Consider the following 15,023-nt stretch of genomic DNA (forward strand, 5'->3'; position numbering starts at 1 on the left):
GTGAGTTACCGCCTGACCGTGAGTTACCGGGGTGCGGCCAACCGGACGTGCGTGTTCGACGCTCCGTATCCGTCGTAACCACCGCGTCGTTCGAGTAGTTCGACCTGGAATCCACCCTGCACCGGAAGCGTGTAGGCGTGCAGCAGCTCGCCGTCGCCGACCCGGTCGTACAGCAGACCGTGCTCGCGCAACGTGGCGAGTAGCGCGGTGTCGAGGACGAACCGTGCGTCGAGGTCGACGTAATAGTTCTCCGGCGGCCGCAGGAATTCGACACTGTTCGCGCGGGCGCGCCTCACCTCGGCGACCACATCGGCCGTTGCAAACGCCAGCTGCGAGATACCGTGCTGCTGCGGGATACCGTGCCGCTGCGGAACGTCCGCTCCGGTCTCCGAAACGTTGAGGGCGACCCGCAGGTCTCCCTTCTTCGCTCGGAGCGCGCGGATCCGCAGCCGCCCGTGCGGCTGGATGTACTCCTCGGGAGCCTCCGGCTCGAGCCCGAACAGGGTTCGGAAGAAGGACAATTCCTGATTGAGTACATCGGCGGGGACGGTCACGTCGAGGTGGTCGAGGCCCAGCCAGCCGTGCTCCGGCGCAGCCTCGGTCGACGGGACGAAATCGGTGCGCCAATCGTCGGCGTCTCCGGGTTCCGAACTGACGAACACGTGCAACCCGGACGGCGACGTGATGCCGGGCAGATCGGCTTCGCCTGCACCGCGGGTGCGGTCGACCGCAGGCCACAGCAGGGCGGCGGCGCGCTCGGCGACATCCGACACCGGAGGTGCGACGAGCCCCAGTGCGGTGGCGGCCGGTCCGGCCGCGGGTTGTTCGTTGAGCACCACGTCTGCGCCGCCGTTGCGCCATCGGACCACCGGCTTGCTGCGATGCCGTCCCTCGATGTGAAAGCCGAGACCCGTCAGCAGTTCGGCATAGGCGGAACCGGCGGGCGCTGCGAGTTCGACGAAGGCGACATCGGTGCGCTGCGGCGCGGGCTGAGCGGCGGTGAGCTTCTCACGGACCGCGCCGGACAGGCGGGCACCGAGCTGATCTTCGAGGAAGACGAGCGACCGCATGCCGTCGCGCGCGGTCACGAACGGGTCTGCCTCACGAACGACATCACTGAAGATCTCCAGTGACACCGGGCCGGTGTACCCGGATTCGAGGACCGCGGCGACGACGCCGGCGACATCGAGGGTGCCCTGTCCCGGGAAGCACCGGAAATGCCTGCTCCATTCGAGCACGTTCATGTCGAGCACAGGCGCATCCGCAACCTGCAGGAATCCGATCCGGTCGCCGGGGATGCCGGTGAGCGCTGCAGCGTCGTCACCCCTTGCCAGCATGTGGAACGTGTCGACAGCCAGTGTGATCGCCGGGTGGCCGGCACGTTCGACCGCCGTCCATGCCTGCCCGACCCGATTGATGTGCCTGCCCCATGCCAGCGCCTCGAAGGCGACGGTGACGCCGAAGGACGCGGCGAGTTCTCCGACGGCGTGCAGCTGTTCGGCCGACAGATCGACGTCGCCGACGGCGTCGGGCAGCGCGTTGGAGCAGGCGAGGAACACGGTTGCCCCGAGCTCGGTCATCACTTCCAGCTTGCGCCGCACGCGATGCAAGACCGCAGGGAAGCACTCGGGGGCAACGCCTTCGATGTCGCGTACCGGCTGGAACAGGTCTATCGACAGTCCGAGATCTGCGCAGCGTCTAGCCACCTCGCGTGGTGAGAGCGGTGAGGCGACGAGGTCGTTGTCGAAGATTTCGATGCCGTCGAAGCCCGCGGCGGCGATGGCATCGAGCTTGTCGTCGAGGACTCCGGACAGCGAAACGGTTGCGATGCCCTTTCGGATTCGACTGCCCTTTCGGATTCGACTGCTGTGCATCAGCGGCTCAGCTCCTCGAAATGACGCACCATCCGCTCGGCGTCCGGTGTGCGGCCGGTGAAGTATTCGAAGGCTCCGACCGCCTGGAACACTGCCATGCCGCCGCCGGGGACGACGCGGCAGCCGCGTGACCGCGCGAGCCGGACGAGTTCGGTTTCGAGTGGGAAGTACACGACGTCGGACACCCACAGGTCGTCGCGTACGAGGTCGGCTGGGACGGGGAGCCCGGTGTGGCCGGTCATGCCGATCGGCGTCGCGTTGACGAGTCCCTGTGCGTCGCCGAGTGCCCCGGCGAGGTCGCCGGTTGCGCAGACCCGGTCGTCACCGAACCGCTTGGCCAGGCGGGTCGCGCACTCCTGGGCCTTCTGCGTATCGGTGTCGATGATCGACACATGCGCGGCGCCGTGGTCGAGGAGTGCGTAGCCGACGGCAGCACCGGCGCCGCCTGCACCCACGAGAACTGCTCGATCGGTGACGGCGTTGGGCAGCCTGCGGCGGAATGCGCGCCCCCAGCCGGACCAATCGGTGTTCCTGCCGAGTGCCTTGCCGTCGCGGAAGACGACGGTGTTGACGGCGCCGAGATCATGGGCATCGTCGGAGAGTTCGTCCAGGAGCGGGAGGATGTGCTGCTTGAACGGATGAGTGATATTGAGCCCGTCGAAACCCAGGCGCTGTGCCCAGGAGAGGATTTCGGGAAGATCGGCGGCGCCGAATCCGATCTTCTCGGCGTCGATCAGGCGGTAGGTCAGGTTGAAACCGGATTCGAGTCCTTCTCGTTCCTGCATGGCGGGGGTGAGCGATCCGCCGATTCCGGCGCCCACGAGTCCGAGGAGGAACGAGGTGCGGTCGGGGTTACTGGTGGACACGGTGTTACGGGTGGACACGGTGGATCTCCCGGTGGGTGTCGAGCGAGGCGAGGTGGCGGAGGGCGAAGTCGTAGCCGGCGGCACCGAATCCGGCGACGACAGCCGCTGCGATAGGAGCGACGTAGGACACGTGCCGGAATTCCTCTCGCGCATGGACATTGGTCAGATGGACTTCGATGACCGGCGCGGCCACAGTGACCAGCGCATCGTGTAGTGCGATCGATGTGTGGGTGTAGGCCGCGGCATTGACCACGAGTCCGGAGGCCGTGTCGCGGATTTCGTGGACGAAGTCGACCAGGTCGCCCTCGTGATTGGACTGCCGGAAGTCGATGTCGTAGCCGAGTTCGTCGGCGACCCGGGTGCAGAGTGCTTCCAGATCTGTGAGGGTCGCGGTGCCGTAGAGCGCGGGTTCGCGTTGTCCCAGCAGATTGAGGTTGGGCCCGCCCAGCACTGCGAGGATGGGCCGGCCGGTCATCCCGCGACTCCGGCCGGGATGCGGGTGCCCGCGTCGGCGGTGGGTCGCTGTCCGAGATCGCGAGTGAGTACCGTGTGGGTGGCCTTCGGGCCGGACAGGACCGCGATCAGCGAGATGACGACGGCGCCCAGTGCGAACAGGGCCACGCGGTACCAGTTGTCGGCGTCGCCGCCCATCAGTGCGCCTGCGATGGCGGGAGTGAATCCGGCGAGCGCGAACCCGAACTGAGTGCCGATCGCCATTCCGGAGAGCCGGACGCTGGTGGGGAAGTACTCGGCGTAGGTGGCGGGCCACACCGCGTTGGGCATGCTGTAGATGATTCCGGCGAGCAGGATGCCGGTGATCAGCACGAGGGTGACATTGCCGAGGGAGATCGACCACAGGAACACGGTGGCCATCACCGCGGTGCCGATGAGCCCGGAGACGAATACGGGTTTGCGGCCGACCCGGTCGGACAGTGAGGCCCAGACCGGGATCGTGCCCACCGCGATGACGTTCGCGACGATCGCGAGCCACAGCATGGTGGTCGAGCTGATTCCGATGCCGTATTCGTCGGAGGTCGCGAAGTTCAGGGCGAAGACCTGGAACACGGTGTTGACCATCGCGATGAACGAGGCGAAGAAGACGCGCAGCACTCCGCGCCAGTGGTGCCGGAACAGCAGTGCCAGGGGAGCGGGCGGCACCTCGGCGTGCTTCTTCTCGGAGTGGAACTCGGGGGTTTCGTCGAGGGTGCGGCGGATGATGAACCCGACGACCAAGAGCAGAGCGCTGATCCAGAAGGGGATACGCCAGCCCCATGCGTGCAGCTGTTCTTCCGACAGCAGGGCGATGATGGGCAGGAACACCAGCGGCGCCAATACCTGGCCGCCCTGGGTGCCGCTGAGCGTCCAGCTGGTGAAGAATCCGCGCCGGTCGTCGGGGGCATGCTCGAACGACATCGAGTTGGCGCCTGCCTGTTCGCCTGCGGCCGAGAGGCCTTGGAGCAGTCGGAGCGTGACCAGCAGGATCGGTGCGAGCATGCCGACCTGGTCGTAGGTGGGCAGGCAGCCGATGAGGAACGTCGAGACGCCCATCAGCAGAAGGGTGCCGATGAGGATCTGCTTGCGGCCGAAGCGGTCGCCGATGTGGCCCATCAGGAACGAGCCGAACGGCCGGGCGACGTATGCAACACCGAAGGTGGCGAGGGACGCGACGGTGGCGACGGCCTGGTTGCCTTCGGGGAAGAAGATGGTGGGAAAGACGAGTGCGGCGGCGGTGCCATAGATCGCGAGGTCGTAGTACTCGAGCGCACTGCCACTCCACGCTGCCAACGCCGCCTTGCGCGGCGTGCGCTGCACGGTGGTCGTTTCTGTCATGGGATAGCCCCTTCGGGATTGCTACATCGATTGTCGGTGTTCTCGACGGTAGGGGTGGCGGGCATCACACGGCAATCGCTTGCCATTTTTTGCCATACTGGTCTTCATGCCCCCTGAACACCAGCGTGTGCCGCCCCGTAAACGAGCGACCCTCACCGACGTCGCACGTGCCGCAGGCGTGGCCACATCCACCGTGTCCCGTTCGTTCACCAATCCGGACCGGGTCAACATCACCACCCGCGAACACGTCCTCGGGATCGCCACCGAACTCGGGTACACCCCGAACCCGATGGCGCGGGCACTCGAGTCGGGACGCACCAACACCTTCGCTCTGCTGGTTCCCGACATCACGAACCCGTATTTCGCGGGCATCATCAACGGTGCGGAACGCGCTGCCGCCGCGGCGGGCCGCACGCTCGTTCTCGGCAACACCAAGGAGAGTGCCGCAACGGAACGGCAGCTGGTGTCGCGGCTCGGCCCGGCCGTCGACGGCTTCGTCCTCAGCGCGTCACGGTTACCCGACGACGACCTGCGCTCGGTGGCCGAACTGAATGCGGTCACGCTGGTCAACCGTGCGACCCGTGGCGTCTCGTGCGTCGTCGCCGACTACGACTCGGGTACTCGCCAGATCGTCGACCACCTCGCCTCACTCGGTCACCGGGCGCTCCTTGTACTCGGCGGACCGCCGGAATCGTGGTCGGGTGCGCGACGCTGGGCAGGTTTGCAGGCCGCGGCTGAACTGCACGACATACAGGTTCGTCGATTCGGGCCGTACTCACCAACTTTGGGGAGCGGACCGGCGGCGGCAGATGCCGCCGTCGCCGCGGGCGCCACCGCAGTCGTCTGCCACAACGACATGCTCGCGATCGGTGTCCTGCGGAGATTGCGGGAACGGGGAATCTCGGTGCCGGAGCAGATGAGCGTCGTCGGGTTCGACGACATGTTCGGGTCGGCGATCTGCACGCCCTCCCTGACCACGCTCGCGGAGCGCACCGAGGACGCCGGAGCGCAGGCGATCGAGATGCTGGGTCGTCTCGCCTACGAGCGGGTCGCCGAACCGGGGTCGCTCGTGTTGCCCACCCAGCTCGTGGTGCGCGAATCGACCGGCCATGCCGGCTGAAGTGCCGACAGCGACGGTCCGGTCTATCCGGGTACCTGCACAGGTATCCTCGAGCCGTCCGGGTATAGCGATCGATAGGTTGGATGAGTTCATGGGGAGTTCGACCGACGACACAGTCGCCGCGGCAGAGGCCGTTGCTCCGGACTGGCGCACCCTCGAACCGATGGAGCTCACCCCGATCCTGTCGGCGAGTCTCGACGCGTTCTACGAAACAGGCTTCCACGGCACGTCCGTGCGTGAGATCGCGCGGCGGGTCGGGGTCACGGTGCCCGCGCTCTACTACCACCACGAGAACAAAGAAGGCCTGCTCATCGCCTTGCTCGAGCTGTCGACGAGCGATGTGCTCTCACGCTCGCACGCGGCCGACGCCGACGGCGGCACCGATCCCGTGCAGCGCCTGTCGAATGTCATCGAAGCGATCGTGCTGCGGATGACGATGCGCGCGCGACTCGCGGCGCTCGAAGGTGAGGCGCGGTACCTGAGCCCCGAGAACCGCCAGCGTTACCGTGCGGTACGTAAGGGAATCGAGCAGATCGTGCGGCAGATCGTCGAAGAAGGCACCGCCTCGGGAGCGTTCGACGTCGACGATTCCGCCGAGACCACGCGTGCTCTGCTCGGGATGTGCCAGTCGATTCCCCGCTGGTACCACGCGGAGGGAACGCTCAGCCCGCCGGAGGTCGCGAAGAAGTACGTGGCGATCGCGCTCAAGACGGTCGGGGCCCATCCTCCTGCGTGACAGTGCCTGCACGGACAGCGCCCTGCAGGTGACGTGCCCCGACCGGTTGCGTGATCAGTTCGCGCGGAAGTTCGCGGGCCGCTTCTCCTGAAAAGCGCTGACCCCTTCCTTGAAGTCCGGCCCGGCGAGCAGCTTCATCTGCCCGTCCCACTCGCGGGTGAAGGCATTGTCGAGTTCGGTGAGCGTCGCGTCGTTGATCGCATGCTTGGTGGACGCGAAGGCGGGAGTCGGGCCGTCCGCGAGTCGCTTCGCGAGTTCCTCGACCTTTGTGTCGAATTCGTCGTCCGGGTAGGTCTCGGCGATCAACCCTGCCGCGAGCGCCTCGGGAGCCGGGAGACGCTCGGCGAGCAGCGCCAGCTTCAGGGCGCGGGCGCGTCCGACCGACGCGGCGACCAGGGCGGTGGCGCCGCCGTCGGGCATCAGGCCGATCTTGGTGAACGCGAGAAGGAAGTACGTGGACTCCTTCGCGACGGTGAGATCGCACGAAAGTGCCAGCGACACACCGATCCCGGCTGCGGCACCGTTCACAGCGCCGATGACGGGTCGGGGGAAGGTGCGGAGCAGTGCGGCCACCCGGTTTCCGGCATCGATGGTCTCGCTGCTCGGCGGTACCGACAGATCGCGGCCGGCAATATCGGCGCCCGAACAGAAGGCCCGTCCGGTACCGGTGAGAACGGCGACGCGGATGGAGTCGTCGTCCGCGTACTTCTCGAAAGCGTCGCCGATGGCGGTGAGCGTAACCGCCTGAACGGCGTTCATGCGCGCGGGACGGTTGATCGTCACGCGCAGGATGCCGTCGGTGACCTCGACGTCGACGCCGGGCAGATCGTTGGTGGGGTTCTCGGTCATGCGGTGTCCTTCGGGTTCGGTGTCGCTATCGAAGTGAGAGTGCGACTTTTCCTGTGGCGGAACGGGTTGCGAGTGAGTTCAGCGCGTCTGCGGCCTCGGTCAGGGGGTAGACGGTGGGTTCGGGGACCCGTAGGGCGCCCGACCGCAGCAGGGGTTCGAGCGTGTTCCACTGCTCCGCGGGGTACTCGGGAAGCATTCGGATGTGTTCGCCCCAGCCCGCGCCGACCACCGAGATATTTTTGAGCAGAAGGCGGTTGACCTTCACGATCGGGATCTCGCCGCCGGTGAAGCCGAGTACCACGGCGCGACCACCCGGCGCGAGGCTGCGGAGGCTGTCGGTGAACCGGTCGCCGCCGACGGGGTCGAGCACGATGTCGACGCCTCGTCCGCCGGTGAGTTCGAGGACTCTGTCCTTGAATCCGTCGACACGGATGACGTGGGTCGCTCCGTTGGCTCCGGCGACCTCGGCCTTGTCGTCGGTGCTCACGACGGCGATCGTCTCGAGGCCGAGTGCCGCAGCGACATTGAGCGCCGCGACGCCGACACCGCCTGCGGCGCCGTGGACGAGCACCGTCTCTCCGGGGCGGTAACGTGCGCGTTCGTCGAGGGCGAAGTGAGCCGTCAGGTAGTTCAGTGGCATACCGGCCGCTGCTGTGAGCGACACGTGGTCGGGGAGCGCGAACACCGACCGGGGGTCGACGGCGACCGTCTGCTGCCACGCGCCGCCGTGTGCGAGCACGGCAACCCGCTGGCCGGGGGTGAACCCGCTGCCTGCGGGTGCGGAGCGGACGATGCCTGCGCCTTCGGAGCCGAGAACGCAGGGAAGTGGGCGAACCACCTGGTAGCCGGCGCTGGTCTGGAGTAGGTCGGGGAACGAGACGCCTGCTGCGTGCAGGTCGACGACGACGTGGTCCGGGCCGGGGGTCGGTTCGGGGATGTCGACGGTGTGTATGCCGTCGGGTCCGATGTTCTCGGTCAGATGTGCTGCCTGCATTATTCTCCCGCCGTGTGTGGGACGCATCGGTCTCGTGCCGATCGCCCTCGCAATCATTACCACGCGTAACTGATCGGGCGCTAGATAGAACGTAGCCATTGACCGAGCGATCGTTCCGTGGTAGTTCTTTAGCGATCGATAAGTAGAGGGTCCGGACTTGGGAGGGCACGAAATGGCCGACGATACGACGGCAACCGACGCTGCTGCGCTGTACGAAGTACGCGGTGGGGTCGCGATCATCACGCTGAACCGGCCGAAGGCGCTCAACGCCGTCAACGGCGCGCTGTCGACCGCAGTGGGCGCCTTCCTCGAACAGGCCGAGAACGACGGTGACGTCCGTGTCATCGTGATCATCGGTTCCGGCCGTGCGTTCTGCGCGGGCGCCGACCTCAAGGCCATCGCCTCAGGCGAGGACACCTCGGCTGCCGGTCACCCCGAATGGGGCTTCGCCGGATACGCGCAGCACTGGATCAGCAAGCCCACCATCGCGGCCGTCAACGGCTTCGCTCTCGGCGGCGGAACCGAACTCGTCCTCGCCAGCGACCTCGCCGTGGTCGACGAGGAAGCCAAACTCGGATTGCCCGAAGTCAAGCGTGGCCTGTTCGCTGCGGCAGGCGGCGTGATCCGCCTCCAGCAGCAGATCCCACGCAAGATCGCCCTCGAGATCGCCCTCACCGGCGAACCGATCTCCGCTGCGCAGGGCAAGGAATACGGTCTCGTCAATCGCGTCGCACCTGCCGGCACCGCCCTCGACGTCGCACTCGAGATCGCCGAGACGATCGCTGCCAACGCGCCGCTGTCGGTCCGCGAATCGAAGTCGATGATCTACCGTACGGCGAACCTTCCCGACTGGGAAGACGCGGCGTGGAACGCCAATGTCGAAGCCCTGAAGGTCGTCTTCACCAGCGAGGACGCCATCGAGGGCCCCACTGCGTTCGCGCAGAAGCGGCAGCCCGTGTGGAAGGGCCGCTGACTTCGAGGCTGCAACCCGAAAGCTTGGCCCCGAAAGCTCGGCCCCGACAGCACGGCCCCGAAACTCGGCCCGGTGGCGCGGCGACGATTCCCACGCCACCGGGCCGTACCAAGCCATCCCGCTCGAATTCAGGAGTCACCATGACCAACGCAGTCATCGTCGACGTCGTCCGCACCGCGGTCGGCAAAGGCAAGCCCGGAGGCGCACTCTCGGGAACCCACCCCGTCGAATTGCTCGCGCACGTGCTGCGCTCGCTCGTCGAGCGCAACGGCATCGACCCCGCGCAGGTCGACGATGTCATCGGCGGGTGCGTGAACCAGGCCTCCGAGCAGTCGCTCAACATCTCTCGTACCGCGCTGCTCGCGGCCGGATTCCCCGAGTCCGTTCCCGCCACCACCATCGACCGCCAGTGCGGGTCCAGCCAGCAGGCCGCGCACTTCGCGGCACAGGGCGTCATCGCAGGTGCCTACGACATGGTCATCGCATGCGGCGTCGAATCGATGAGCCGTATCCCGATGGGCACCTCGTCGATGGGCAAGGACACCCACGGTCCGAGCATCCGCGCCCGCTACCCCGAGGGGTTGGTCAACCAGGGCATCTCCGCAGAGCTGATCTCCGCCAAGTGGAAGTTCGACCGCGACGCCCTCGATGCGTTCTCCGCACAGTCGCACCAGCGCGCCGCTGCTGCGATCGCCGCAGGCCACTTCGACAAGGAGATCGTGCCGATCGAGGTCACCAACGCGGCAGGAGAGCAGGTGCAGCACACCGTCGACGAGACCGTGCGCGCCGCAACCACACCCGAGGGGCTCTCCGGTCTGAAGCCGTCGTTCTACACCGAGGAATACGCTGCGCGTTTCCCCGAGGCGCAGTGGGTCATCACCCCCGGTAACTCCTCGCCCCTCACCGACGGTGCATCCGCAGCGCTGATCATGAGCGAGGAGCTGGCGAACAAGCTCGGCCTCACCCCGCGCGCCCGCTTCCACTCGTTCGCCGTCGCCGGTGACGACCCGGTCTTCATGCTCACCGCGCCGATCCCGGCCACACAGAAGATCCTCGCCAAGTCGGGCCTGAGCATCGACGACATCGACGCATACGAGGTCAACGAGGCGTTCGCGCCCGTGCCGCTCGCATGGGCGCACGAGTTCGGTGCCGACCCGGCCAAGCTCAACCCGTGGGGCGGCGCGATCTCGCTCGGCCACGCACTCGGCTCGTCGGGCACCCGCCTGCTGAGCACACTCGTCAACCATCTCGAGTCGACGGGCGGCCGCTACGGCCTGCAGACGATGTGTGAGGGCGCGGGCATGGCCAACGCCACCATCATCGAACGTATCTGATACACAACACCATTCGAAGGGGTATTTCATGATCGTCAACGACAGCGTTGCCGTCGTCACCGGCGGTGCCTCGGGCCTCGGCCTGGCCACCACCAAGGCACTGATCGCCGACGGCGCCACCGTCGTCATCATCGACCTCCCGTCGTCCAACGGTGAGGCCGTCGCCAAGGAGCTCGGCGACCGTGCGCGTTTCGCGCCCGCCGACGTCACGGACGAGGCTGCCGTCGTGGCGGCACTGGACCTCGCCGAGTCCCTCGGCCCGCTGCGCGTCGCGGTGAACTGCGCCGGCATCGGCAACGCCATGAAGACCGTCAGCAAGAAGGGCGCCTTCCCGCTCGACGGCTTCAAGAAGGTCATCGACGTCAACCTGATCGGCACGTTCAACGTGATCCGCCTGGCAGCCGAGCGTATTTCGAAGACCGAGCCGATCGACGGCGAGCGCGGCGTCATCATCAACACCGCCTCCGTCGCCGCGTTCGACGGCCAGATCGGCCAGGCCGCGTACTCGGCGTCGAAGGGTGGCGTCGTCGGCATGACCCTGCCGATCGCCCGTGATCTCGCTTCGCTGCTCATCCGTGTCGTGACCATCGCTCCGGGCCTGTTCAAGACCCCGCTGCTCGGCTCGCTGCCGGAAGAGGCCCAGGCCTCGCTCGGCCAGCAGGTTCCGCACCCGGCCCGCCTCGGCGATCCCGCCGAATACGGTTCGCTCGCTGCGCACATCGTGTCCAACGCGATGCTCAACGGTGAGGTCATCCGTCTCGACGGCGCCATCCGCATGGCACCGCGCTAGACACCGCAGCACGCACACGCGAGAGGAGGGGGTCGGTGACTGCGCAACCCGAGACGAGGTCCACGCAGTGGCGGGTTTTCGAACCGTTGCGGCACGACCCCATCCTCGAGCATGCATTGGAAGCCTTCAGCGAGAACGGCTTCCACGGCACCACCGTGCGCGACCTGGCCCGCCGGGTCGGTGTGACGGTGCCTGCGCTGTACTACCACTTCGAGAACAAGGAAGCCGTTCTCGTCACCTTGCTCGACGCCGCCGTTCTCGACCTCATCGACCGTGTCCTGGCCTCGGTCGGGGACGGCGGCGCCGACCCGGTGGACCGATTCTCCAATGCCGTCGAGGCGATCGTGCTCAACATGACGTACCGCGCCATGCGTTCCGGGCTGGATTCCGAACTGCGCCACGTCTCGTTCGAAAACCGCCGTACTTACGCTGCTACGCGAAAGCGTCTCGAACTCATCATGCTCGACCTCGTCCGTGACGGTGTCGAGGCAGGGGTCTTCGACGTCGACGATGCCGAGGAGACCGTCCGGGCCATGCTCGGCATGCTCCAATCCATCGCCCGCTGGTACCAACTCGACGGACCACTCACCCCGGCGCAGGTCGCCGACCGCTACATCGTGATCGCCCTGCGTATCGTGGGCAACCACGCCACCACCTGAACGTCTCACCGCGAGGAGATCTTTCGTGCTGTCCACCGCTTTCACCGAAACCTTCGGAGTTCGTCACCCCATCGTGCAGGGCGGTATGCAGTGGGTCGGCCGCGCCGAGCTGGTCGCCGCTGTCGCCAATGCCGGTGCACTCGGCATGATCACTGCGCTCACCCAGCCCACCCCCGAGGATCTCGAGAAGGAGATCGCCCGCACTCGCGAGCTCACCGACCAGCCGTTCGGTGTCAACCTCACGATCCTGCCGTCGATCACACCGCCGCCGTACGACGAATACCGTCAGGTCATCATCGATTCCGGCATCAAGATCGTCGAGACCGCAGGATCCAACCCCGCGCCGCACCTGCCGGACTTCCACGCCGCCGGAATCAAGGTGCTGCACAAGTGCACCAGTGTCCGCCACGCCGTCAAGGCGCAGGACATCGGTGTCGACGGCATCAGCATCGACGGATTCGAATGCGCAGGCCATCCCGGTGAAGACGACATCCCCGGCCTCGTCCTGATCGCCGCGGCAGCAGAGCAGATCACCATCCCGATGGTCGCCTCGGGCGGATTCGGTGACGGCCGCGGCCTCGTCGCGGCACTCGCACTCGGTGCCGACGGCATCAACATGGGCACCCGCTTCATGTGCACCGTCGAATCGCCCATCCACCAGAAGATCAAGGAAGCGATCGTCGAGGCGAAGGAAACCGACACCGAACTGATCTTCCGCACGCTGCGCAACACCGCGCGCGTGGCCAGCAACTCCGTCAGTCGCGAGGTCGTCGAGATCCTCGATCGGGGTGGGCAGTTCCCCGACGTGCAGGAACTCGTCGCCGGTGCGCGCGGGCGACTCGTGTACGAGAACGGCGACCCGGAGGCCGGAATCTGGACCGTCGGCACTGTCCAGGGCATCATCCACGACATCCCCACCGCAGGTGAGCTCGTCGCGCGCATCGTCGCCGACGCGGAATCCCTGATCTCGGAGCGTCTCGCAGGTCTGATCGACCGCGTGAACGCCTGATACACGCCCACTCCCAGGAGGACCCATGAAGCGCACCCATTTCGAGAGTGATCACGAGGCGTACCGGGAAACGGTGCGCGAGTTCTGCGCCCGCGAGGTCGAACCGAACTACGAACGATGGGAAGAGGAACGGCTCATCGACCGGTCCGTGTACCTCGCGGCGGGCAAGGCCGGGATCCTGGGCCTCGGAGTCCCCGAAGAATTCGGTGGATCCGGTGTCACCGACTACCGGTTCCGTCAGATCGTCCAGGAAGAGACGGCCCGCACCAACACCACGTCGTTCGGTGCGACCCTCGCCCTGCAGGACGACATCGCCATCCCGTACCTTCTGCACCTCGGAACCGAGGAGCAGAAGGCCCGCTGGCTGCCGCGCATGGCCTCCGGCGAGATCATCGGCGCCATCGCGATGACCGAGCCGGGCGCCGGTTCCGACCTGCAGGGCGTCAAGACCACCGCGGTGCGCGACGGTGACGACTGGGTCATCAACGGCCAGAAGACGTTCATCACCAACGGTATTCACTCCGATCTCGTGATCGTGGTGTGTCGCACCGATCCGAGTGCCGGATCGAAGGGCTTCTCGCTCATCGTCGTCGAGCGCGACACCCCCGGCTTCAGCCGCGGACGCAAACTCGACAAGGTCGGCCTCGCCGCGCAGGACACCGCAGAGCTGGTGTTCGAGGACGCACGCGTGCCCGCCGAGAATCTGCTCGGCACCGAAGGCCGCGGGTTCGTCCATCTCATGGAGAACCTGCCGCTCGAGCGGATCGGCATCGCCGTCAGCGCGATCACCTCTGCGCGCGCGGCGTACGAGTGGACGAAGCAGTACGTGTTCGAGCGCAAGGCATTCGGCAAGCCGATCGGCGATCTGCAGAACACCCGTTTCGTGCTCGCCGAGATGCTCACCGAGATCGAGGTGACCGAGTCGCATGTCGACCGGTGCATTCTCGCGCTCAATGCCGGGGAACTGACCGCGGTCGATGCATCGAAGGCCAAGTGGTGGGCCAGCGAACTTCAGAAGCGTGTCGTCGACCGGGGTGTGCAGTTGCACGGCGGCTACGGCTACATGATGGAGTACGCGATCGGTCGCGCGTACCGGGACGCGCGGATCCAGACGATTTACGGTGGCACGACGGAGGTCATGAAGGAAATCATCGGCCGCGACATCGCTGCCGAGTTCAAGTAGCGAGGTCATACATGGGGAGCGGCATGTTCGATCTGACCGGTAAGCGGGCCCTGGTGACCGGCGGATCGGCCGGTCTCGGGCTCGGCATGGCGCGCGGACTCGCGCGCGCAGGCGCCGACGTGGCGCTGTGGGGTCGCAGTACCGACAAACTCGAGGTCGCGGCAACCGAACTCGCCGGCTTCGGCACGAAGGTGATCACGCGGTCGGTCGACGTGGCCGACGAGCAGGCGGTGATCGATGGCGTCGTCGACGCTGCAGACGCTCTCGGCGGCCTCGACATCGTCGTCGTCAACGCGGGTATCACCGGCCCCCTGCAGAAATTCCCGGAATCGTCGACGGAGCAGTACCGGAAAGTGATGGCGACCAATCTCGACGGTGCGTACTTCACGTTGCGGGAATCGTCGAAGGTTCTCGTCGCACAAGGCACCGGTGGTTCGATGATCGTGACGTCGAGCCTGGGCGCGCTCCAGGGCGCCGGCCGCAATCAGGCGTACGGCGCGACCAAGGCCGCGGTGCTGGCCATGGCCAACGGGTGCGCCGTCGAGTTCGCGCGGTTCGGTATCCGCGTCAACAGCGTCCTTCCCGGCTGGATCGCAACCGATCTCACCGGGCAGTTGCAGGAATCCGAGGTGTTCAACAGCAACGTCATCTCTCGGGTGCCGCTCGGTCGCTGGGGCACGCCCGAGGACTTCGAAGGCATCGCGGTGTACCTCGCGAGCGACGCGTCGCGTTTCCAGACCGGAAGTACCACGCTGATCGACGGCGGATACAGCATGTTCTAGTTCTCCACCCCCGGGACCGGCCTA

At 66.6% G+C, this 15,023-nt stretch carries 15 protein-coding genes; 9 read left to right on the top strand and 6 right to left on the bottom strand.

Annotation, left to right across the window (positions count from 1 at the left end):
• Nucleotides 1-23: 23 nt before the first annotated feature.
• Genes ACFWCF_RS18685 through ACFWCF_RS18700 form a run of 4 tightly spaced genes read right to left on the bottom strand, consistent with a single transcriptional unit; the run spans nucleotide 24 to nucleotide 4,570 of the window.
• Complete coding sequence (locus ACFWCF_RS18685) at nucleotides 24-1,874, bottom strand: bifunctional sugar phosphate isomerase/epimerase/4-hydroxyphenylpyruvate dioxygenase family protein (RefSeq protein WP_378564345.1); 1,851 nt, start codon at nucleotides 1,872-1,874, stop codon at nucleotides 24-26.
• Complete coding sequence (locus ACFWCF_RS18690) at nucleotides 1,874-2,758, bottom strand: shikimate dehydrogenase (protein WP_378564348.1); 885 nt, start codon at nucleotides 2,756-2,758, stop codon at nucleotides 1,874-1,876. The genes ACFWCF_RS18685 and ACFWCF_RS18690 overlap by 1 nt, the downstream gene beginning before the upstream one ends.
• Nucleotides 2,745-3,215, bottom strand: coding sequence for a type II 3-dehydroquinate dehydratase (gene aroQ, locus ACFWCF_RS18695; protein WP_378564351.1), 471 nt, complete (start codon nucleotides 3,213-3,215; stop codon nucleotides 2,745-2,747). Before aroQ ends, ACFWCF_RS18690 begins: the two co-directional genes overlap by 14 nt.
• A complete protein-coding gene (locus ACFWCF_RS18700) occupies nucleotides 3,212-4,570 on the bottom strand; it encodes an MFS transporter (RefSeq protein ID WP_378489349.1) in 1,359 nt (452 codons plus the stop codon). The genes aroQ and ACFWCF_RS18700 overlap by 4 nt, the downstream gene beginning before the upstream one ends.
• A 106-nt stretch (nucleotides 4,571-4,676) precedes the next feature.
• Between ACFWCF_RS18700 and ACFWCF_RS18705 the strand changes: the two genes are divergently transcribed.
• Both ACFWCF_RS18705 and ACFWCF_RS18710 read left to right on the top strand, forming a co-directional pair.
• Nucleotides 4,677-5,690 (top strand): LacI family DNA-binding transcriptional regulator, encoded by a 1,014-nt coding sequence (locus ACFWCF_RS18705; protein ID WP_378489350.1) that lies wholly within the window; start codon nucleotides 4,677-4,679, stop codon nucleotides 5,688-5,690.
• Nucleotides 5,691-5,781: 91 nt separating this feature from the next.
• Nucleotides 5,782-6,426: a TetR/AcrR family transcriptional regulator gene (locus ACFWCF_RS18710; RefSeq protein ID WP_378489351.1), complete on the top strand. Its 645-nt coding sequence runs from the start codon at nucleotides 5,782-5,784 to the stop codon at nucleotides 6,424-6,426.
• A 54-nt stretch (nucleotides 6,427-6,480) separates the two neighbouring features.
• On the opposite strand, the gene ACFWCF_RS18715 is transcribed toward ACFWCF_RS18710, so the two are convergent.
• Entirely contained in the window at nucleotides 6,481-7,275 is a 795-nt protein-coding gene (locus tag ACFWCF_RS18715) for an enoyl-CoA hydratase (RefSeq protein WP_378489352.1), read from the bottom strand.
• A gap of 25 nt (nucleotides 7,276-7,300) precedes the next feature.
• On the bottom strand, nucleotides 7,301-8,269 hold the full coding sequence (locus ACFWCF_RS18720; RefSeq protein ID WP_378564354.1) for an NADPH:quinone oxidoreductase family protein: 969 nt from the start codon (nucleotides 8,267-8,269) through the stop codon (nucleotides 7,301-7,303).
• A 172-nt stretch (nucleotides 8,270-8,441) separates the two neighbouring features.
• Here ACFWCF_RS18720 and ACFWCF_RS18725 point away from each other — a divergent pair, with 172 nt between their 5' ends.
• The 7 genes from ACFWCF_RS18725 (at nucleotide 8,442) to ACFWCF_RS18755 (ending at nucleotide 14,999) form a co-directional block, all read left to right on the top strand.
• Nucleotides 8,442-9,242: a crotonase/enoyl-CoA hydratase family protein gene (locus ACFWCF_RS18725; RefSeq protein ID WP_378564357.1), complete on the top strand. Its 801-nt coding sequence runs from the start codon at nucleotides 8,442-8,444 to the stop codon at nucleotides 9,240-9,242.
• Nucleotides 9,243-9,382: 140 nt separating this feature from the next.
• Nucleotides 9,383-10,576, top strand: a complete 1,194-nt coding sequence (locus tag ACFWCF_RS18730; RefSeq protein ID WP_378564360.1) for a thiolase family protein — start codon at nucleotides 9,383-9,385, stop codon at nucleotides 10,574-10,576.
• Nucleotides 10,577-10,604: 28 nt separating this feature from the next.
• Nucleotides 10,605-11,366, top strand: a complete 762-nt coding sequence (locus ACFWCF_RS18735; protein ID WP_378489356.1) for a 3-hydroxyacyl-CoA dehydrogenase — start codon at nucleotides 10,605-10,607, stop codon at nucleotides 11,364-11,366.
• 35 nt (nucleotides 11,367-11,401) lie between these two features.
• The gene (locus ACFWCF_RS18740) at nucleotides 11,402-12,025 is read left to right on the top strand and encodes a TetR/AcrR family transcriptional regulator (RefSeq protein WP_378564363.1); all 624 of its coding nucleotides are present in this window, start codon (nucleotides 11,402-11,404) and stop codon (nucleotides 12,023-12,025) included.
• 25 nt (nucleotides 12,026-12,050) lie between these two features.
• Complete coding sequence (locus ACFWCF_RS18745) at nucleotides 12,051-13,034, top strand: NAD(P)H-dependent flavin oxidoreductase (RefSeq protein WP_378564366.1); 984 nt, start codon at nucleotides 12,051-12,053, stop codon at nucleotides 13,032-13,034.
• Between the two features lie 25 nt (nucleotides 13,035-13,059).
• The gene (locus tag ACFWCF_RS18750) at nucleotides 13,060-14,217 is read left to right on the top strand and encodes an acyl-CoA dehydrogenase family protein (RefSeq protein WP_378564369.1); all 1,158 of its coding nucleotides are present in this window, start codon (nucleotides 13,060-13,062) and stop codon (nucleotides 14,215-14,217) included.
• A gap of 23 nt (nucleotides 14,218-14,240) precedes the next feature.
• Nucleotides 14,241-14,999 carry an SDR family NAD(P)-dependent oxidoreductase gene (locus ACFWCF_RS18755; RefSeq protein WP_378489360.1) on the top strand — a complete coding sequence of 253 codons (759 nt, stop codon included), beginning with the start codon at nucleotides 14,241-14,243 and terminating at the stop codon, nucleotides 14,997-14,999.
• The last annotated feature ends 24 nt before the right edge of the window (nucleotides 15,000-15,023 follow it).

Source organism: Rhodococcus sp. NPDC060090 (assembly GCF_042729855.1).
Lineage (GTDB): Bacteria > Actinomycetota > Actinomycetes > Mycobacteriales > Mycobacteriaceae > Rhodococcus.